The organism is Actinosynnema sp. NPDC053489 (genome assembly GCF_044544865.1).
GTDB lineage: Bacteria > Actinomycetota > Actinomycetes > Mycobacteriales > Pseudonocardiaceae > Actinosynnema.
The window spans coordinates 502,252-523,367 of record NZ_JBITXT010000005.1 but is presented as its reverse complement, the minus strand read 5'-3'; the positions used below and the strand labels follow the sequence as shown (position 1 = coordinate 523,367).

8 protein-coding genes are annotated in these 21,116 nt (G+C 74.7%); all 8 read right to left on the bottom strand.

Going from position 1 to position 21,116, the window contains the following annotated elements:
- Positions 1-58 precede the first annotated feature (58 nt).
- Positions 59-568 (bottom strand): flavin reductase family protein, encoded by a 510-nt coding sequence (locus ACIGNX_RS14710; RefSeq protein WP_396540073.1) that lies wholly within the window; start codon positions 566-568, stop codon positions 59-61.
- The gene (locus ACIGNX_RS14705) at positions 565-1,815 is read right to left on the bottom strand and encodes a cation:proton antiporter (RefSeq protein WP_396540071.1); all 1,251 of its coding nucleotides are present in this window, start codon (positions 1,813-1,815) and stop codon (positions 565-567) included. Before ACIGNX_RS14705 ends, ACIGNX_RS14710 begins: the two co-directional genes overlap by 4 nt.
- A gap of 100 nt (positions 1,816-1,915) precedes the next feature.
- Complete coding sequence (locus ACIGNX_RS14700) at positions 1,916-2,860, bottom strand: ATP-binding cassette domain-containing protein (protein WP_396540070.1); 945 nt, start codon at positions 2,858-2,860, stop codon at positions 1,916-1,918.
- Positions 2,860-3,084 carry an MbtH family protein gene (locus ACIGNX_RS14695; protein WP_396540068.1) on the bottom strand — a complete coding sequence of 75 codons (225 nt, stop codon included), beginning with the start codon at positions 3,082-3,084 and terminating at the stop codon, positions 2,860-2,862. The genes ACIGNX_RS14700 and ACIGNX_RS14695 overlap by 1 nt, the downstream gene beginning before the upstream one ends.
- Before the next feature lie 91 nt (positions 3,085-3,175).
- A complete protein-coding gene (locus ACIGNX_RS14690; RefSeq protein ID WP_396540066.1) occupies positions 3,176-4,384 on the bottom strand; it encodes a cytochrome P450 in 1,209 nt (402 codons plus the stop codon).
- A 17-nt stretch (positions 4,385-4,401) separates the two neighbouring features.
- Complete coding sequence (locus ACIGNX_RS14685) at positions 4,402-5,217, bottom strand: ABC transporter permease (protein WP_396540064.1); 816 nt, start codon at positions 5,215-5,217, stop codon at positions 4,402-4,404.
- Positions 5,214-20,096, bottom strand: a complete 14,883-nt coding sequence (locus ACIGNX_RS14680) for an amino acid adenylation domain-containing protein (RefSeq protein ID WP_396540062.1) — start codon at positions 20,094-20,096, stop codon at positions 5,214-5,216. The genes ACIGNX_RS14685 and ACIGNX_RS14680 overlap by 4 nt, the downstream gene beginning before the upstream one ends.
- A complete protein-coding gene (gene sbnA / locus ACIGNX_RS14675; RefSeq protein ID WP_396540060.1) occupies positions 20,093-21,094 on the bottom strand; it encodes a 2,3-diaminopropionate biosynthesis protein SbnA in 1,002 nt (333 codons plus the stop codon). The genes ACIGNX_RS14680 and sbnA overlap by 4 nt, the downstream gene beginning before the upstream one ends.
- Between the last annotated feature and the right edge of the window lie 22 nt (positions 21,095-21,116).

The following is a 21,116-nucleotide window of genomic DNA, read 5'->3' as shown; positions in this document are numbered from 1 at the left end:
CCCGGCGACAGGGGCCGCCGGGGCGATCGTGGCTCTCCAACTGCCGGTAAGGCCAGCCCTACCCCTGCTCGGCCCGCCAGACCCGGTACTCGCGCAGGCCGTAGAGCAGCGGCAGGTGGCCCTGCTCGCGCACCACCCGGAACGCCTCGCCGAACACCACCGTGTGGTCGCCCACGGCCTCGGTGCGGCTGACGTTGCAGTCGGCCACCGCGTGCGCGTCCTGCACCAGGTGCGGGCCGCCGGCGGTCGGCGGCAGCCGCCACGGGATGAGGTCGAAGCGGTCGGGAGCGCCGGAGGCGAACAGCTCCGCCACGGGCTTGGCGTCGCCGTGCAGGAAGTTCACCGCGAACGCGCCGCGGGCCAGCACGGCGTCCAGGGTCGGGCTGCCGGTGCGCAGGCACACCAGCAGCGTCGGCGGCGACAGCGTGACGCTGCACACCGAGGACACGGTCATGCCGCGCGGGGAGTCGTCCTCGGCGGTCGTGGTGATGATGGCGACGCCGGTCGGGAAGTGCGACATCAGGGTGCGGAACTCCGCGATCTCGATCGCGGGCAGCGACTGGGTCATGACCTGCTCCCGGGCAGCTCGGGTACCGGCACGTCCCGCGGGGCGCGGGTGCGTTCGATGAGGGAGAGCAGCGGACCGGTCAGGCCGGTCGTCGCCAACGCCATCACCACGAGGGCCAGGAACAGCCGCGCGGACAGCAGCCCGGCGCTGTACCCGGCCTGGAGCACGACGATCTCGGTCAGGCCGCGGGTGTTGACCAGCACGCCGACCTTCACCGCCGTGCGGCGGTCCTCGCCGGCCAGGCGCGCGCCGGCGTAGCCGCCGCCGACCTTGCCGACGACGGCGAGCGCCACGGCGACGAGGATGGCGGCCCACGGCACGGAGCCGCGCGGCGCGTTCGCCACGCCCATGCCCGCCACCACGAAGAACACGGGCACCAGCAGCCGGCCCGTCGTCATCACCAGGTGCACGGCCCGGGACCACACCCCGCCGGGCACGGCCAGGCCGACCGCGAACGCGCCGAACACGGCGGTCAGCCCCCGGTGCTCGAACTCGAAGGCCGCCAGCAGCGCCACGGCGGCGACGGCCGCCGCCGTGAGCGCGGGGAAGCGCTCGGCCAGCGCCGTCGGCACCCTGCCGCGCAGCGCGACCCGGCCGACCGCGGTCACCGCGGCCCCGACGCCCACCAGGGCCAGGGACACCAGCACGCCGCCGGAGATGCCGATCGCCAGGACCAGCAGCACCCACGCCGCCGAGTCGGTCACCACGGCCGACGCCATGGCCAGCCGGCCCGACCGGGTGTCGGTCATCCCGCGGTCGCGCAGCACGCGGGCCAGCACGGGCACCGCGGTGACGCTCAACGCGACCGCGACCATCAGCACCAGGGCCGCCGTCGGGGCGTCGCCGCGCAGGTCCGGGTCGGCCACCCAGACCACCCACGCGGCCATCACCAGGCCGGTCAGCAGGGCGGGCACGAACGCGCCGACGGTCACCCAGCCGACCGCGCGGGCGCCGAGAGTGGTGCCGCCGTGTCGCAGCTCGTGGGCCACGCCGACCAGGAACAGCACCAGGCCGACCTGGCCCAGCACCTTCAACGGGCTCACCACGTCGGTGGGCAGCACCGCCGCCAGGGCGGGCGCGCCGCCGACCGCGAGCACCGCGGGCACCACCAGGATGCCCGCCAGGATCTCGCCGACGACCTCGGGCTGCCGCGTCGCGCGGGCCGCGACCCGACCCAGGTAGGCCGCGACCAGCACGACCGCGAGCACGACGACCACGTGCGCCGCGCGGAGCAGGGCTTCGATCATGTTCGCACCCCCGGCGACGCGGGGACGTCGTGCCTGGTCATCGACAGCGCGCGGCTGCCCGCGAAGTTCGGGATGCGCAGGTGCACGGTCGGGTCCTCTCTCAGCTGTGGGGTTGGTGGCCGACGAGGTTGAAGAACACGTCGTCGAGGGTCGGGCGGCGCAGCGCGAAGTCCGCGACGTCCACCCCCGCGTCCCGCAGGGCGACGGCGGCGGCGGCGATGCCGTCCATGCCGTCGCGCAGTTGGAGCTTGACCAGGCCCTTGGCCGGGTCGGTGGTCGGCTCGTCCACGGCCAGGGGCGCGAGCACGCCGACCGCGGCGGGCACCCGGTCGGGCAGCGCGACGGCGACCTCCAGCCACTCCTGGCCGACCTTGCGCTTGAGCTCGTCGGGGGTGCCGTCGGCGATGACCTGACCGGAGGCGATGACCACGATCTGGTCCGCCAGGTAATCGGCCTCCTCCAGGTACTGGGTGGTCAGCAGCACGGTCATGCCGTCGGCGACCAGGCCGCGCACGGTGTTCCACAGCGACTGCCTGCTGGCCGGGTCCAGCCCGGTGGTCGGCTCGTCCAGGAACAGCACCCGCGGCCTGCCGACCAGGCAGCTGGCCAGGTCGAGGCGGCGGCGCATGCCACCGGAGTAGGTGCCGACCGGCCGGTCGCCCGCGCCGACGAGGTCGAAGCGCTCCAGCAGCTCCTGGGCCCGGCGCCGCGCGCCCGCGCCGCCCAGGTGCAGCAGCCTGCCCAGCAGCACCAGGTTCTCCCGGCCGGTCAGCAGCTCGTCCACGGCCGCGTTCTGCCCGGCCAGGCCGATCCGGCGGCGCACCTCGCGCGGCTGCGCGACCACGTCGAACCCGGCGACCCTGGCCTGGCCGCCGTCGGGCACCAGGAGGGTGGCCAGCGCCCGCACCGCGGTGGTCTTGCCCGCGCCGTTGGGGCCGAGCAGGCCCAGCACCGACCCGGTGCGGACGCTCAGGTCGATGCCGCGCAGCGCCTCGGTCCTGTCGTAGGTCTTGCGCAGCCCGGTGACTTCGATGGCGAGGTCCATCAGCTCGCCCTGCTCTCGACCGCGCCGGACTCGCGCAGGCTGCGCGGTCGCATGTCGGTCCAGTGGTCCTCCACGTAGGACAGGGCCGCCTCGCGCGTCGACTCTCCGAGCGCGACGGTCCACCCGGCGGGGACCTCCGCGAACGCCGGCCAGAGGCAGTGCTGGCCTTCGTCGTTCACCAGCACGAGGAAGCTGCCGTCCTGGTCGTCAAAGGGGTTCGTCATTCGGCTCTCCGTACCCTCGGGCGGATGGGGCCCCCAGTGGGCCAATGCTCGCGGCCCGCGCTGACCGGGCGCTGACGGATCGGTGATGCGCTCAGGAGCTCGGCGACAGCCGCACGGGCAGGCTGCTGTAGCCGTGGACGAAGTTGGAGTACAGGCGGGTGGGCGGTCCTTCGACGTGGATCTCGCCCACCAGGTCGCGCAGCCCCTCCAGCACCGAGGACACGTGCGCGCGCCCCAGGTAGGCGCCGAGGCAGAAGTGCGGCCCGAAGCCGAACGCGATGTGCCGGTTGGGCGTGCGGCCCAGGTCGAACCGGGCCGGGTCGGCGAACACGTCCTCGTCGAAGTTCGCGGAGCTGTTCCACATGGTGACCACGTCGCCGTCGCGGATGGTCCGCCCGCCCAGCTCGACGTCGGCCACCGCGCGGCGGCCGAAGTGCATCGCGGGCGTGGTCCAGCGCAGCACCTCCTCGGTGGCGGTGCCGATCGAGACGTCGCCGTCCTTGAGGGCGCGCCACTGGTCGGGGTTCTCGGCCAGGGCGAGGATCGCGCCGATGGAGGACATGCGGCTCGACTCGTCCGCGCCCAGGATCAGACTGTAGGAGTTGAACACGACCTCGTCCTCGGGCAGCGGTGCGCCGTCCACGAGGCCGTTGGCCAACGCGCTGAGCACGTCGTCGCCGGGGCTGCGGCGGCGCTGGTCGGCCAGGTCGGTGAAGTAGAGCAGGATCTCGTTGCGCGCCAGCCACTCGTCCAGCTGGCTGTCCTCGGAGCTGAGGCGGCTCAGCGTCCGGTTGTTCCAGTCCACGAGCCTGGGCCGGTCCGCGGCGGGCACGTCCATCAGGTCGCCGATCGTGTTGATCGGGATGTGGTCGGCCACGTCGGTGGCGAAGTCGCACGACCCGCGCTCGATCGCCTCGGTCAGCAGCGCCCTGGTGCGCGCCCGGACCTGCTCCGCCACCGACTGCAGCAACCGCGGCGAGAACGACTTGAGCATGAGGTTGCGCACCGCCCGGTGGTGCTCGCCGTCGGTGACGGCGAGCATCTTGCCGGACGCGGAGTCGTGGCCCTGCAACAACGTGGTGAGCACGTTGCCGCGCTCGGAGGTGAGGTTCTTGTTGTCCTTGTAGGCGGTGAGGCAGTCGGCGTGGCGGGTCACCACCCAGAAGCCGGGGTTGTCGCCGCGCGGCGGGTTCCAGTGCACCGGGCTCTCGGCGCGCAGGCGCCGCCACAGCTCGGGGAGGTCGACGTCCAGGAACGTCTGCGGGTCGGCGAGGTCCAGGGTGGCGGGGTCGGCGATCATCGCGCGGTGCGGTCCTCTCAGGAGTTGCGGTAGCGGCGGACGCTCAGCACGGACGTGACCAGGAACAGCAGGCCCAGCGACACGAGGATCACCAGGGTCGGGTTCTCGGCCGGGAAGCCGGTGCCGGTCGGCGAGGCGTTGCCCCACAGGTCGCGGCAGGCGCTGATCACCGAGCTGACCGGGTTCCACTGGGCGATGGGCTGGATCCAGCCGGGCAGCTTGTCCACGGACAGGAAGCCGGTGGACAGGAACGAGAACACCACCGCGACCAGGCCGCCGACCGACTCGATGGTCTCCAGGTTGTCCATCGCCATGCCCAGCAGCACGCCGACCCACAGCACGGTGAAGGTGAACACCGCGACGAGGCCGAAGCCGGCCAGCGTCGGCAGGACGCCGTTGTGCGGGCGCCAGCCGAACAGCAGGCCGAACGCGACCACGACCACCAGGCCGATCATGCTGATCAGCAGGTCGGCCAGCACGTGCCCGATCAGCACGGCCGACCGGGAGATCGGCAGCGACCGGAACCGGTCGACCAGGCCGCCCTGCACGTCCAGCGCCACCGCGATGGCGGTCGGGCCGACGGCGGCCAGCGCGCCCTGCATGACGACGCCCGCGAAGATGAACTCGATGTAGTTGGTGCTGCCCGGGATCTGGATGGCGCTGGAGAACAGGTACCCCAGCGCGACCATGGTGATCAGGGGGTTGAGGGTGATGCCGACCAGCCGGCCGGGGTTGCGGCGCAGCCGCCGCAACCGCCGGCCCGCGATGGCCAGCACCTCGGTCGCGGTCGCCAGCGGCGGTGCCGCCGAGGGCGGGATGTCCAACGTGGTCACGGTCGTGCCTCCCCGGTGTGGTTGCCCTGCACCCGGCGGAGCTCGTCCGCGACCGCCGCGCCGATCAGCGCCTGCGGTTCGGGGTGCATCATGTACTCGTGCCCGCACGGGACGCGGTGCACGCGCACCCGTCCGTCCACGTGGGACGTCCAGGTGTCGGCCAGCGCGGCGACCTCGTCCTCGGTCCGGTCCGCGGTGGCGGAGAACAGCACCAGGTCGCCGCGCAGGGTGGCCGGGGTGAAGGTCTCCATGATCCGGCCGTGGTTGCGGACCACCGCGAGCACGGCCAGCAGCCGCTCCTCGCCCAGCTCCGCCAACGGGTGCCGGTCGCGGCGCAGCACCTCCACCACGTCGCCGGGCGTGAGGTCGCGGCCCGCGAACTCGCGCCGGTCGTGGCCGATCTGCTCCATCACGCGCAGCAGCAGCTCGCCCTGCGACCCCTCGTCGTCCCCGGCGCCCGCCGGGGTGTCGCCCGCGCCGCCGGGCCGGTGCGGGTAGCCGTCGAGGTTCACGACCAGCGCGACCTCGTCGCCGCCCGCCTGCAGCCGCACGGCCATCTCGTGCGCCAGCACGCCGCCGAACGACCAGCCCAGCAGGTGGTAGGGCCCCTCGGGCTGCACGGACTTGAGGTGCCCGACGTACTCGGCCGCCACCGCCCCGATCGACCCCGGCAGCGGCGCGAGGCCGCCGACGCTGGGCGACTGGATGCCGTAGATCGGCACGTCCGGGTCGATCGCGCGGGCCAGGCCCACGTACGGCAGGCTCGACCCCAGGCCGCTGTGCAGCACGAACAGCGGCGGCCTCGACCCCGTCGGCCGGATCGGCAGCACGGTGGCGAACGGGTCGAGCGGCTCGTCCCCGTGCTCCAGCGCGCGGACCTCGTCGAACACCCGGGCCACCGCCGAGGCGCCCGCGGACGGCGCGTCGCCCACCTCGGCGACCGAGGCGAGCCCGGCCGCGGTCTTGTGCACGAAGACGTCCGCGATGGTGAACCGCAGCCCGGCCTTGCGCGCCCGGCTCACCACGCCCGTGGCCAGCAGCGAGTGCCCGCCCAGCTCGAAGAAGTCGTCGTCCACCCGCACCGACGGCACGCCGAGGACGTCGGCGAACACGTCGCACAGCACCCGTTCCGCGGCGGTCCCCGGCTCCCGCGACGGTGCGCGGTCGGCGAGGTCGGGCGCCGGCAGCGCGGCGCGGTCGACCTTGCCGTTGGTGTTGAGCGGGAACCGCTCCAGCGCCACCAGCGCCGACGGGACCATGTAGTCCGGCAGCGATTCGCCGACCCGGCGGCGCACGACGGCGGGCGGCGGCACCTCGGCGCCCGCGACGGGCACGAGGTAGCCGACGAGCCTGCCGCGCGCGGCCACCACGACGGCGTCCGCGACCTCCGGCACGGCCCGCAGCGCCGCCTCCACCTCGCCCAGCTCGATCCGGAACCCGCGCACCTTGACCTGGTGGTCGCGGCGGCCCAGGAACTCGATCTCGCCGTCGGCGTCCCACCGGACCACGTCGCCGGTGCGGTACATCCGCTCCCCCGCCCCGGCGAACGGGTCGGCGGGGAACCGGTCGGCGGTCAGCGCGGTGCGCCCGTGGTACCCGCGCGCCAGGCCCTCGCCGCCGATGTACAGCTCGCCCGGCACGCCGACCGGGACCGGCCGCAGCGCGTGGTCGAGCACGTACACCCTGGTGTTGGCGATCGGCTTGCCGATGGTCGGCCTGCCGCCGTCGACCTCGGCCACCGTGGACCAGATCGTGGTCTCCGTCGGCCCGTACACGTTGCGCACGTCGTGCGCGTGCTCGCGCAGCGACGCGGCCAGCGACTCGCTGAGCGCCTCGCCGCCGGTGAGCACCACCCGCAGCCGGCGCAGCGCCCCCGGGTCGGCCTCGACGAGCGCCTGCCACAGGCTCGGCGTGGCCTGCATGACGGTGGCCCGCGAGTCGACCACGGCCGCGCCCAGCGCGACCGGGTCGCGCACCACCTCGCGGTCGGCCACGACGAGGGTCGCGCCCGAGACCAGCGGCACGAACAGCTCCAGGACGGAGATGTCGAAGCCGAACGTGGTCACGGCCAGCAGCCGGTCGTCGCGGCTCATCGCCAGCCGCAGCCGCATGTCGGCGATGAGGTTGCGCAGGGCCCGGTGCGGGACCACCACGCCCTTCGGCCGGCCGGTCGAACCCGACGTGTAGATCACGTACGCCGGGTGCTCGGGCCGCAGCGGCGCGAGCCGGTCGCGGTCGGTCAGCTCGGCCGCGCCGCCCCGGCCGCGCAGCAGCCGGTCCACCTCGGGCGCGTCGAGGAGGAGCCTCGGCGTGCCGTCGTGGGGCAGTTCCGTGCCGCTGGTGGTGATCACCAGGGTCGGGCGGGCGTCGTCCAGGGTGAGCCGGACGCGGTCGGCCGGGTGCCCGGGGTCGACGGGCAGGAACGCGGCGCCGGACTTGAGCACCGCGAGCGCCGCCACCACCAGGTCGGCCGACCGCGGCACGGCGATGGCCACGATCTTCTCCGGGCCCGCGCCGCGCCGGATCAGCTCCCGCGCGAGCCGGTTGGACCGCGCGCCGAGCTGCCGGTAGGTCAGCTCGCCGCCCGCGCCGACCACGGCGGTGACGCCGGGGATCTGCTTGGTGCGGTCGGCCACCACGTCGGGCACGAGCGCGCGGTCGAACCGGCGCGCGGTGTCGTTCCACTCGACCAGGATGCGGTGCCGCTCGGCGGGGCTGAGCACGTCGACGTCGCTCAGCGGGGCGTCCGGGTCGGCCACCACGGCGGTGAGCACCCTGACCAGGCGTTGGGCGATCGCGTCGACCGTGGCCCGGCGGAACAGGTCGGTGCGGTAGGCCAGCACGCCGTCCAGGCCGGCCGGCACGCCGTCGATCTGCCGCTCGACCAGGTCGAACGTCAGGTCGAACTTGGACCGCTCGGCCTTCATCGGCTCCACGGCGGCGTGCACGCCGGGGAGCGCCTCGGTGGCGTCGTCGTCGTTCTGGAACGCCAGCATCACCTGGAACAGCGGGTGGCGCGACAGCGACCGGGTCGGGTTCAGCGCCTCCACCAGGTACTCGAACGGCAGGTCCTGGTGGGCGTAGGCGGCCAGGTCGGCGTCGCGGACCCGGCGCACCAGCTCGTGGAACGTCGGGTCGCCGCTGGTGTCGGTGCGCAGCACCAGCGTGTTGACGAAGAAGCCGACCATGTCGTGCAGCGCCTCGTCGGTGCGGCCGGCGATGGGGCTGCCCAGCGGGATGTCGGTGCCCGCGCCGAGCTTGGTCAGCAGGGCCGACACCGCCGCCTGCACGAGCATGAACACGCTGGCGCCGGTCTCGCGGGACAGCGCGAGCAGCCCCGCGTGCAGCTCGGGCGGCACGGCGAACTGGTGCACGTCGCCCTCGTGGTCGCTGACCGCCGGCCGGGGGAAGTCCGTCGGCAGGTCGAGCTCCTCGGGCAGGTCGGCCAGCGCGTGCGTCCAGTAGGCCAGCTGCTCGGCCAGCACGCTGCCGGGGTCGTGCTCGTCGCCCAGCCACTGCCGCTGCCACACCGCGTAGTCCGCGTACTGCACGGGCAGCGGCTGCCACGACGGCGCCCCGCCCGTGCGGCGGGCCGCGTAGGCGGTGGCGAGGTCGCGGGCCAGCGGCGCGGTCGACCAGCCGTCGAACGCGATGTGGTGGAACACCAGCAGCAGCACGTGCTCCTGCTCCCCCACCTCGTACAGGCGGGCCCGCAGGCCGGGTTCGACGCCGAGGTCGAAGCCCCGGTCCACCTCCTCGGCGAGGGTGGCCGCCACGTCGTCCGCGCGGCCCACCGCCAGCGCGCCGGGCCGGGCGGGCAGCACCCGCTGGTACGGCACGCCGTCCACGTCGGGGAAGACGGTGCGCAGGATCTCGTTGCGGGCCACCACGTCGTCCACGGCCGCGCCGAGCGCGGCCACGTCCAGCGCGCCGGTCAGCCGCACCGCCAGCGGGATGTTGTAGGTGCCGGTGGAGCCCTCCTCGAGCTGGTTGAGGAACCACAGCCGGCGTTGCGCGTACGACAGCGGCAGGCCCTCGTCGCCGGAGCGCTCGACCGGTCGCAGCGCGGGCCGGGCCCGGTCCGCGCCGGCGACCAGCCGGGCCAGGCCCGCGACCGTGCGGGCCTCGAACAGCGCCCGCACCGGCAGCTCCACGTCGAGCACCGTGCGGATGCGGCTGACGACCCGGGTGGCCAGCAGCGAGTGGCCGCCCAGCTCGAAGAAGTCGTCCTCCACGCCGACCTCGGCGGTGCCGAGCACCTCGCCGAAGACGCCGCTGAGGATCTCCTCGACCGGGGTGCGCGGACCGCGCCCCCTGGCGCCCGCCGCCGGGTCGGGCTCGGGCAGCGCCTTGCGGTCCACCTTGCCGTTGGGCGTGAGGGGCAGGGCGTCGAGCACCACCATCGCGGCCGGGACCATGTAGTCGGGCAGCACGCCGCCCAGCGCCTCGCGGACCGCGGTGACGTCCGGCGTCACGCCCGGCGCGGCGACGACGTAGCCGATGAGCCGCTTGTGGCCGCCCTGGTCGGCGCCGACGGCCACGGCCGCGTCGCCCACCTCGGGCACGGCGCGCAGCGCGGCCTCGACCTCGCCCAGCTCGATGCGGTGGCCGCGGACCTTGACCTGGTGGTCGCGGCGCTCCAGGAACTCCAGCCGGCCGTCCGGCCGCAGCACCACCCGGTCGCCCGTGCGGTACATGCGGGCGCCGGGCTCGCCGAACGGGTCGCCGAGGAACGTGACCGCGGTCCGGGCGCGGTCGCCCAGGTAGCCGCGGCCGACGCCGACGCCGCCGACGTACAGCTCCCCCGCCACGCCGGCGGGCACCGGCCGCAGGTCGTCGCCCAGCACGTACAGCCGGGTGTTGCGGACCGGGCGGCCGATCGGCACGCGGGCGTCGCCGAGCGGGTCGCCGTGCCGGATGACGGCGTGGGTCACGTCGTCGGAGCACTCGGTGGGGCCGTAGGCGTTGACCAGCGGGATGCCCGGGTAGCGGGCGAACCAGCGGTGGCACAGGTCGGGCGGCAGCGCCTCGCCGGTGACGACCAGCCACCGCAGGCCGGGCAGCCGCGGCGCCTCCTCGGTGATGTCCCAGGCGTCGAGCGCGGCGCGCAGCAGGGACGGCACGACCTCCAGGACGGTCACGCCCTCGTCGGGCACCGCGGCGAACAACGCGTTCGGGTCCACGGCGGTGTCGCGCCCGACGACCCGGACCCGGCCGCCCACCACCAGCGCGGCGAGCATCTGCCACACCGAGATGTCGAACGTGACCGGCGCGTTGTGCACGATCCGGTCCGAAGAGGACAGTTCCAGGTCGTCCACCTTGCACCACAGGTGGTTCACCATGCCCCGGCGGTGCACCATCGCGCCCTTGGGCTTGCCCGTCGACCCGGACGTGAAGATCACGTACGCGAGGTCGTCGGGCTCGCCGAGGGCCGGGGCCAGGTCCGCGTCCACCGCGTCGTCGAGCAGCACCACCTCGACCCCGCCGGCGACCTCCCGGGCCAGGTCGAGGTGCGCCTCGTCCACGGCCAGCCGCCGCGCGCCGCTGTCGGCCAGCAGCGCGGCGACGCGGGCGACCGGCGCCTGCACGTCCAGCGGCACGTACGCGCCGCCCGCGCCCAGCACGCCCAGCACGGCGGTGACGAAGCCGACGCCCGGCGCCGCGAGCACCGCGGTCAGCCCGTCGCCGACCCGCCGGGAGAAGGCGCTCGCCCGGCCCACCAGCTCGGCGTAGGTGACGGCGCCGCGGTCGTCCACCACGGCCACCGCGTCGGGCCGTTCCAGCGCCAGCCGGCGGACCCGCTCGACCACGCCCTCGTAGGGCTGCGGCCGGACCGGGCCGGTGCCGGCGGCCAGCACGCGCTCCCGCTCGGCCGGGTCGAGCACGTCGACCCGGCTCAGCGGCGCGGCCGGGTCGGCCACCACCGTGCGCAGGAACGCGACCAGGCGGTCGGCGAGCCGGCGCGCCGAGTCCTCGGTGAACAGCTCGGTGCTGTACTCCAGCACGCCGTGCATCCCGGTCGGGACGCCCTCGGCGTAGCGCTCCTCCAGCAGCACGGTGAAGTCGAACTTGGCTCGCTGGGAGCGCACCGGCTCGACCCGCCCGGACAGGCCCGGCAGGTGCAGCGGGACGTCGTCACCGGTCTGCAGCGCCAGCATGACCTGGAACAGCGGCTGCTTGTTCAGCGACCGCTCCGGGTTGAGCTTGTCGACCAGGTGCTCGAACGGCACGTCCTGGTGCTGGTAGGCGGCGAGGTTCGTCTCGCGCACCCGGCGCAGCAGCTCCTGGAACGTCGGGTCGCCGCTGGTGTCGGTGCGCAGCACCAGCGTGTTGACGAAGAAGCCGATCAGCTCGCCCAGCTCGTCGTCCGCGCGGCCGGCGGTGGGCGTGCCCAGCGGGATGTCGGTGCCCGCGCCGAGCTTGGTCAGCAGCGCCGACAGCGCGGCCTGGAACACCATGAACACGCTCGCGCCCGCCTCGCGGGCCAGCGCGACCACCCGCCGGTACAGCTCGGCGTCGACCTCGAACCGCAGCTCGTCGCCGTCGTAGGCGCTCACGGCGGGCCGGGGGAAGTCGGTGGGCAGCTCCAGCTCCTCCGGCACGCCCTCCAGCGCCCGGGTCCAGTAGGCGAGCTGGCGCGACAGCAGGCTCCCGGTGTCGTGCTCGTCGCCGAGCAGCTCCCGCTGCCACAGCGCGTAGTCCGCGTACTGCACGGCCAGTGGTGCCCAGTCGGGCCGCGTGCCCGCCACCCGCGCCCGGTAGGCCGTGGCCAGGTCCTTGACCAGCGGCGCGATCGACCAGCCGTCGAAGGCGATGTGGTGGAACACCAGCAGCAGCACGTGCTCCGAGGGCGCGACACCGAACAGCCGCGCCCGCAGCACCGGCTCGGTCGCCAGGTCGAAGCCGCGGTCGGCCTCGGCGGTGAGCACGTCGGGCAGCTCCGCCTCGGGCAGCCGGGTCAGCGGCAGCTCCGGGTAGTCGGCGGGCACGTCCACCACGCGCTGGTACGGCGTGCCCTCGACGTCCGGGAACACCGACCGCAGCACCTCGTGCCGCTGCACCAGGTCGCGCAGCGCGCCCCGCAGCGCGGGCAGGTCGAGGTCGCCGGACAGCCGCACGGCCATCGGCACGTTGTAGGTGCCGGTCGCGCCGTCCTCGAACCTGTCCAGGAACCACAGCCGCCGCTGGGCGAACGACAGGGGGATGCGCTCGTCGCGCGGGAACGGCCGCAGCGGCGGGCGGGCGTCGGACGCGGCGGCGACCTGCTCGGCGACGCCCGCGACCGTGCGGGCCTCGAACAGCGCCCGGATCGGCAGCTCCACGCCCAGCGCGGCCCGCGCCCGGCTGATCACCTTGGTGGCCAGCAGGGAGTGCCCGCCCAGGGCGAAGAAGTCGTCGTCGATGCCGACCCGGGGCAATTGCAGCACGTCGGCGAAGACCCCGCAGAGGATCTCCTCGACCGGGTTGCGCGGGCCGCGGCCGCGGGACTGGCCCGCGAAGTCGGGCGCCGGCAGCGCCTTGCGGTCCAGCTTGCCCTGCGTGGTCAGCGGCAGCTCGTCCAGCACGACGATCGCCGAGGGCACCATGTACTCGGGCAGCGCCTCGACCAGCCGCTCGCGCAGGCCGGCGGGCACCGCCCCGCCCCCGTGGGTGACGACGTAGGCGACGAGCTTGCGGTCGCCCTCCTCGTCCTCGCGCACGACGGCGGCGGCGAGGGCCACGCCCTCGTGCGCCAGCAGCGCGGACTCGACCTCGCCCAGCTCGATCCGGAACCCGCGCAGCTGCACCTGGTCGTCGGCGCGGCCCAGGTAGTCCAGTTGGCCGTCCGGGTGCCACTTCACCAGGTCGCCGGTGCGGTACATGCGCGCGCCCGGACCGCCGAACGGGTCGGCGACGAAGCGCTGGGCGGTCAGGCCCGGCCGGTCGAGGTAGCCGCGGGCGAGGCCGCCGCTGACGTACAGCTCGCCCGTGACGCCGACCGGCACCGGCTGGAGCAGCGGGTCCAGCACGTACACGCGGTGCGCGGCGGTGGGCCTGCCGATGGGCGGGCGACCGCCCGGCGACAGCGGCCCGCCGACCGTGGCGGCCAGCACCGACTCGGTGGGCCCGTAGCCGTTGAACATGCGGTGGGTGACCGACCAGCGCGCCACCACCTCCGGCGGGCACGCCTCGCCCGCCACGACCATGGTCAGGTCGGCGGGCAGCACGGTGCCCTCGGGCATGCCGCCCGCCACCACCGGCGGCAGCGCGGCCAGGTTCACCCGGTTGTCGTTGATCAGGTCGATCAGCGCCTGGCCGGGGCCGCGCGCGTCGTCGCCGGCGACCACGACCGTGCCGCCGCCGCACAGCGCCAGGCCCATCTCCCACACCGTGGCGTCGAAGCTGTAGGAGGCGAACTGCAGCACCCGCGTGTCGGGGGTGACGTCGAACTTGTCGATCAGGCTGAGCACCATCGCGACGAAGCCCGCGTGGTCGACCACGACGCCCTTGGGCGTGCCGGTGGAGCCGGAGGTGTGGATGACGTAGGCGGGGTGCCCCGGGCGCAGCGGCGCGACGCGGTGGTCGTCGGTGAGGTCGCCGTCGGGGAAGCCGCTCAGGTCGATCGCGTCGAGGGCGACCACCTCGACGGCCACGTCCAGGGTGGCGGCGACGTCCGCGGTGGACAGCAGCACGCTCGGCGTGGCGTCGGCGAGGAGGAAGTCGACCCGGTCGGCCGGGTACTTGGCGTCGATCGGCAGGTAGGCCGCGCCCGCCTTGAGCACCGCCAGGACCGCGACCAGCATCTCCAGCGACCGCGGCAGGGCCAGCGCGACCACGCCCTCGGGTCCGACGCCCCGGGCGACGAGCATCCGGGCCAGCCGGTTCGCGCGGGCGTTCAGCTCGGCGTAGGACAGGCGCGTGCCCTGGAAGACGGCCGCGGTCGAGTCGGGCGCGGCGGCGGTGCGCGCCTCGAACAGGTCGGTGACCACGACGTCCGGCACGGGCGCGATCGCGCCGCCCCACTCGTCCAGGACGAGGTCGCGCTCGTCGGCGGAGAGCAGGTCGATCCGCCCGACGCGGACGTCGGGCTCCTCGACCAGCGTGTGCAGCAGGCGCGTGAAGCGGTCGACCACGGACCGGATGTGGTCCTCGTCGAAGACGTCGGACCGGTACTGGGCCAGCAGCCGCACCTCGCGGCCCGGGTAGACCGACAGCGCGAACGGGTACTCGGCCACCAGCCTGCCCTCGGCGCCGGTCAGCCGGACGCCGGGGACGATCCCGGACAGGCCGTCGGTGTCCATCGGGTAGTTGTGGAAGCTGACCACGGTGTCGAACAGCTCGCCGACGCCGACCAGCTGCTGCACCTCGGCCAGCCCGAGGAAGTGGTGCGGGGTCAGGTCGAACTGCTCGTCCTGCACCCGGGCCAGCAGGTCGGCCGCGGACGCGGCCGGGTCCAGCCGCACCCGCACCGGCAGGGTGTTGAGGAACAGGCCGACCATCGACTCCATGCCGGGCAGGTCCACCGGCCGGCCGGAGTGCACCGCGCCGAACACCACGTCCCGCCGGCCGGTGAGGCGGCCGAGCAGGATCGCCCACGCGCCCTGCATGACGGTGTTCAGCGTCAGGCCGCGCGCCCGCGCCCAGCCCGACAGCCGGCGGGTGAAGTCCTCGGGCAGGTCCACGACCAGCGACGCGGGCGGTTCGGTGACGCGGGGCCGCTCGACCGGGCCGATCCGGGTCGCGTCCTCCACGCCGGCCAGGGCCGTCCGCCACGCCTCGCGCGCGGCGTCCCCGTCCTGCCGGGCCAGCCACTCCAGGTAGCCGCGCGACGGCGCGACCGGCGGCAGCGCGGTCGGGTCCGCGCCGTTGGCCGTGAGGGTGAACAGCTCGCGGGCGAAGATCGGCATCGACCAGCCGTCCACCAGGATGTGGTGCACGGCCCAGATCAGCCGGAACCGGTCGCCGGCCAGCCGGACCGCGGTGAACCGCAGCAGCGGCGGGTCGGCCATGTCGAAGCGGCGCACCCAGTCGGCGTCGGTGAGCCGCGCCAGCTCGCGCGCCGCGTCGTCGGCGTCCATGCCGGTGAGGTCGACCTCCTCCCAGGGCAGGGCCGCGGCGGCGGGGATCACCTGCACCGCGTCGCCGGACGGGCGGGAGTGGAACGACGCGCGCAGGTTCGGGTGCCTGCGCAGCAGCGCCTCGGCGGCGGCGCGGAACGCCCGCAGGTCCAGCTCGCCCTCGACGTCCACGACGACCTGGAGGGTGTAGACGTCGGCGCCGTCGCGGTCGAACTCGGCCTGGAACAGCAGGCCCTTCTGCAGCGGCGACAGGGGCAGCACGTCCAGCACCGCGCCGGTCTCGCGCTCCAGGTCGGCGATCTCGGGCTCGGTCAGGTCGACCAGGTCGAAGTCGGACGGGCTGTGCCCGCCCGCGCCGGGCAGCGCGACGTGCTCGACGAACGCCTCCAGGGCGCGGAACCAGGTGCGGGCGACGTCCTCGACGTCGGCCTCGGACAGCAGCCCGTCGGCCCACAGCCAGTCGGCGACCAGGTTCGGCCCGTGCGGGCCGTCCTCGGTGACCGGGGTGACGGCCAGGACGTGCCGCAGCGGCATGTCCGGGTGCACGCCCGTGCCGATGGCCGTGGCCGCGTCCAGCGACCAGGCGTCGCCCCGGCCCGCGGTGAACCGGCCCAGGTAGTTGAACCCGATCTGCGGCGTGGCGAACCGGGCCAGCGCGCCGACGGTCTGCGGGTTGAGGTAGCGCAGCAGGCCGAAGCCGATGCCGCGGTCGGGCAGGGCGCGCAGCTGCTCCTTGACCCGCTTGACGGCCGTGCCGGCGCTCGTGCCGCCGGCCCACAGGTCGGCGCGGTCCAGCTCGCCCGGGTCGACGCGCAGCGGGAAGGCGCTGGTGAACCAGCCCGCCGTGCGGGAGAGGTCCAGCTCGTCCACGACCTGCTCGCGGCCGTGCCCCTCGACCTCGACCAGGACCGCGGAGTCGGACGCGCCCAGCCTGCGCCGCCGCCAGTCGGCGACCGCGACGGCGAGCCCGGCCAGCAGCACGTCGTTGATCTCGGCGTGGAAGGCGGCGGGCACCCGGGTCAGCAGGGCGGCCGTCGGCTCCGTCGGCAGCACGAGCCGCAGGGACCGCGCGGTGCCGTAGGTGTCGCGGGCGGGGTCGAGCGGGCGGTCGCCCAGCGGCACGTCGCCGGGGCGCACCTGCGCGGTCCACAGCGGCAGCTCGGTGACCCGGGTGCTCGCGCGGGCGTGCTCGGCGAGCACCTTCGACCAGCGCCGGTAGGACGTGCCGACGGGCTGCAACGGCGTGCCGGCCAGCGCGTCGACCAGGTCGGGCACCAGGATGCGCCACGTGACGCCGTCCACCACCAGGTGGTGGACCACCAGCACCAGCCGGGCCTCGACACCGGAGTCCACCAGCACGGCCTGGAGCACGCGGCCCTCCTCGGGCGCGAGCGCCGCCCGCGCGCGGGCCACCTCCCCGGCCACCGCCCGGTCCAGGTCGTCGGACTCGGCAGGCTGCGCCCGGCGGACGAGCTTGGTGGCGCGGATCGCGCCGACCGGCAGCACCTCCAGCGACCACAGGCCGGGCAGGGGCACCGAGAGCCTGGCGCGCAGCGCGTCGTGGTGGTCGAGCACGGTCTGCACCGCGCCGGCCAGCTTCACCGCGTCCAGCCCCGTGGGCACGTGCAGCACGACGTGCTGGCTGTACTGGCGGGTGACGTCGGTCAGCTCGGCGAGGTCCTCCCGCAGCTGGTGCGCGATGGGCGTCAGCTCGACCTCGCCGACGCCGTCGTCCGCGGCGACGGCGGGGCCGTGCGCGTCGGCGGCCACCGCGGCGAGCGCGGCGGGCGTGCGGTGCCGGAGCACGTCGCGGGAGGTGAACACGAGGCCGGCGCGGCGGGCGCGGCTGACCACCTGGATGGAGCTGATGCTGTCGCCGCCCAGGGTGAAGAAGTCGTCGTCGGGTCCGACGTCGCGCAGGCCCAGCACCTCGGCGACGACCTCGCACAGCACCCGTTCCCGGGGCGTGCGCGGCGCGCGGGACGCGCCGGCGGCGAAGTCGGGCTCCGGCAGCGCCTTGCGGTCGACCTTGCCGTGCGCGGTCAGCGGCAGGGCGGGCAGCTCCACGAACGCCGACGGCACCAGGTGCTCGGGCAGCACCTCGGCGAGCCGGGCCCGCAGGTCGCCCGGGTGCCTGCCGTCGGCGGCCACCACGTACCCGACGAGCCGCTTGCCGCCGGAGGGATCGGCCGCCACCCGCACGGCGGCGTCGGCGATGCCCGACAGGCCGCGCAGGGTCGTCTCGACCTCGCCCAGCTCGATCCGGTGCCCGCGCACCTTGACCTGGTGGTCGCGGCGCTCCACGAACTCCAGTTGGCCGTCCTCGCGCCGCACCACGCGGTCGCCGGTGCGGTACATGCGGCCGGTTCCGGACGCGGGATCGCCGAACGGGTCGGCGACGAACGCCGCCGCGGTGCGCCGGGGGTCGCCGAGGTAGCCGCGGCCGACGCCGACGCCGCCGACGTACAGCTCGCCGGGCACGCCGGTGGGCACCGGGCTCAGGTCGTCGCCCAGCACGTACAGGGTGGTGTTGCGGACCGCGCGGCCGATGGGCACCCGCGTGGTGCCCGCCGCGTCCTCGACCGCGACGAAGGCGTGCGTCACGTCGTCGGAGCACTCGGTGGGGCCGTAGGCGTTGACCAGCGACACGGTCGGGAAGCGGGCGAACCAGCGCAGGCACAGGTCGGGCGGCAGCGCCTCGCCGGTCACCACGAGGTGCCGCAGCGAGGGCAGCTTGGGCCGCGCCTGCACCACGTCCCACGCGTCCAGCGCGGCCCGCAGCAGCGACGGCACCAGCTCCAGCACGCTGACCCGCTCGTCGGCGACCAGGCCGAACAGCTGGTCGGGGTCGGCGGCGGTGTCCCGGCCGACCACCCGCACCCGGCCGCCCGCGACCAGCGGCGCGAGCATCTGCCACACCGAGATGTCGAACGTCAGCGGCGCGTTCTGCACCACGCTGTCGCGGTCGGTCAGGTCGAGGTCCTCGACCTTGGCCAGCAGGTGGTTGACCATGCCGCGCCGGTGCACCATCGCGCCCTTGGGCTTGCCCGTCGACCCGGACGTGAAGATCACGTACGCCAGGTCGTCCGGTCCGCCGAGCACGGGCGCGAGGTCGGTGTCCTCGGCGCCGTCCAGCACGACGGCCTCGACGCCGAGCTCCTCGGCCGGCCCGCGGTGGGCGGGGTCGACGACGAGCACCCGGATCCCGTTGTCCCGCACCAGCTCCGCCGTCCGCACGGCGGGCGCGCGGGTGTCCAGCGGGACGTAGGCGGCGCCGGCGCCGAGCACGCCCAGCACCGCCGAGACGAACCCGGCTCCGGGCGCGGCCAGCACGCCGACGAGGTCGGAGCCGACGAGCCTGCGCGACAACGCGCTCGCCCGTGCCACGAGGGAGGCGTAGGTGACGTCGAAGTCGTCCTCCACCACCGCGACGGCGTGCGGGCGCCGTTCGGCGAACGCGCGGACCCGCTCCACCACGTCGGTGAACGAGTCCGGCCGGGTCGCGCCGGTCGTCGCGCCGAGCCACGCCGCCCGCTCGGCCGGGTCCAGCACGTCCAGCCGGGCCAGCGGCTCGTCGTCGGCGGCGCGCGCGAACCGGTCGAGGAACGCGGTGAAGCGGGCCAGGTGCTCCCGCGCCTCCTCGTCGGTGTACAGCTCGGGGTTGCCGTTGAGGTGGACCTGCAGCCCGCCGTCGGGCGCGTCCACCACGGTCAGCATCAGGTCCTCGACGAGCCCGGTCGACAGGTTGTCGACCTCGACCTCGCACTCGCCGAGCGGGAACGTCGTCTGCTGCGGCAGGATGTTGACGAAGGGGCCGAACGGCCGCCGGTCGTCGCCGGCCAGCCCCATGCCCCGGCGGATGCGGCTCACCCGGTAGCGCTGGTGCTTGAGCGCCTTGGCCAGCTCGCGGGACGTGCCGCGCAGCAGCTCGGCGCGGGTCTCGTGCGGGCGCACGCGGACGCGCAGCGGCAGGTAGTTGGCCACCATCCCGGGCACCGCGCGCATGGTCGCGCCCATCCGGGCGGTCGCGGGCAGGGTGAGCAGCACGTCGCCGGCGCCGGTCAGGCGCTGGGTGTAGACGGCGACCGCGGACAGCACCACGGCGGGCCACGTGGACGCCGACCGGCTCGCCAGCTCCCGCAGCGCCTGCGCGGTGTCCTTCGACAGCACGCCGGTGCGGCGCAGGAAGCCGCGCACCTCGGGGCCGGGTGCGGTGCGCGTGGACAGGCTGACCAGGTCGGGCGTCTCGTCGAACGCGCCGGCCCAGAAGTCCTTGTCCCTGCCGGACGCCGCCGACTCCTCGTAGGCGCGCTCAGCGTCCAGCAGCGCGCTCAGCGGCGGGATCGGCGTGCCCTCGACACCGGCGTACAGCTCGGCGAGCCGGCGCCAGAACACCACCTGGCTGTACCCGTCGCACAGCAGGTGGTGGATGCGCATGTAGAAGAAGTGCCGGTCCTCGGCGACCTTGATCACGGCGAGCCGGAACAGCGGGAACTCGTCCAGCGAGAACGGCGTCGCCAGGTCGGCGCGCATCCAGTCGGCCGCCTCGTCGGCGGTCAGCGCCAGCTCGACCAGGGGCAGCTCCGGCAGTTCGGTCACGACCTGCCGGGGCGCGCCGTCCACCTCGACGTACCGGGTCCGCGTGCACTCGGCCTCGTCGACCATGCCCCGGGCGGCGGCGACCAGGGCGGCCACGTCCAGGGGACCCCGGATGTCGAGGTAGCCCGCCGAGTTGTAAGCGACGCCCCGCCCGTTGAGCTTCTCGTCGAACCAGATCTCGGCCTGTCCGGCGGAGAGGGGCAGGTCCACCGCTTCGGTCATGGCAGTCTCCTCGCAAGCGTCGCGGGATCGGCCGCGGCGAGCTGGTCGCCGAGCAGGTCCGCGCCGTAGATGTCCGCGACCCACTGGTCGTGGTAGACGGTGTCCAGGTACCGGTCGCCGAGGTCGGGCGCGATGGCGACCGCCGTGACGTCGCCGTCGGGCCGGTTGCGGTCGAGCCACCCGGTCGCACCGGACAGCACCGTGCCGGTCGAGCCGCCGAACAGGAACCCGTGCCGCAGCAGGGTCCGGCAGGCGCGCACGGTGTCGCGCTCCGCGACGTGCAGCACCTCGTCCACGTAGGACTCGTCGAGCAGCGCCGGGCGGACGCTGGTGCCCAGTCCCGGCACCATCCGCGGCTGCGCGGGCGTGCCGAAGGTGACCGAGCCGACCGCGTCGACCGCGACGATCCGCACCGACGGCTTGGTGTCCCTGAAGTAGCGCGCGCAGCCCATCAGCGTGCCGGTGCTGCCCGCGCCGATGAACACCACGTCGACGTCGGGGAAGCTCTTGAGGATCTCCGGGCCGGTGGTCTGGTAGTGCGCCATCCAGTTCGCCGGGTTGGCGTACTGGTTGAGCCACACGTAGCCCTCTTCCTCGCTCTTCTGCCGCACGAACCGGATGCGGGCGCCGAGGTAGCCGGTCCGCGGGTCGGGCTCGGTGACGACGTGGACCCGCGCGCCCAGCGCCTCCATGAGCTGCCGGGTGGCGAGGTTGCAGCGGGCGTCGGTGACGCACAGGAACCCGTAGCCGCGGCTCGCCGCCACCAGGGCCAACGCCACCCCGAGGTTGCCCGACGAGCTCTCCACCAGGGTGTCGCCCTCCCGGAGGGTGCCGGCGCGCACGGCCGCGGACACCATCTCGTTGGCGGCCTTGAGCTTGATGGACCCGGCGAAGTTGAACCCTTCGCACTTCAGGTACAGCGGGTGGCCGGAGAGCCGCCGGAGGTCCACGTAGAGGTCGTCCACGTTGAACTCCTGGGGCGTCGATATGACAGGCATGCGCCGACTCCTAGGCGAGGTG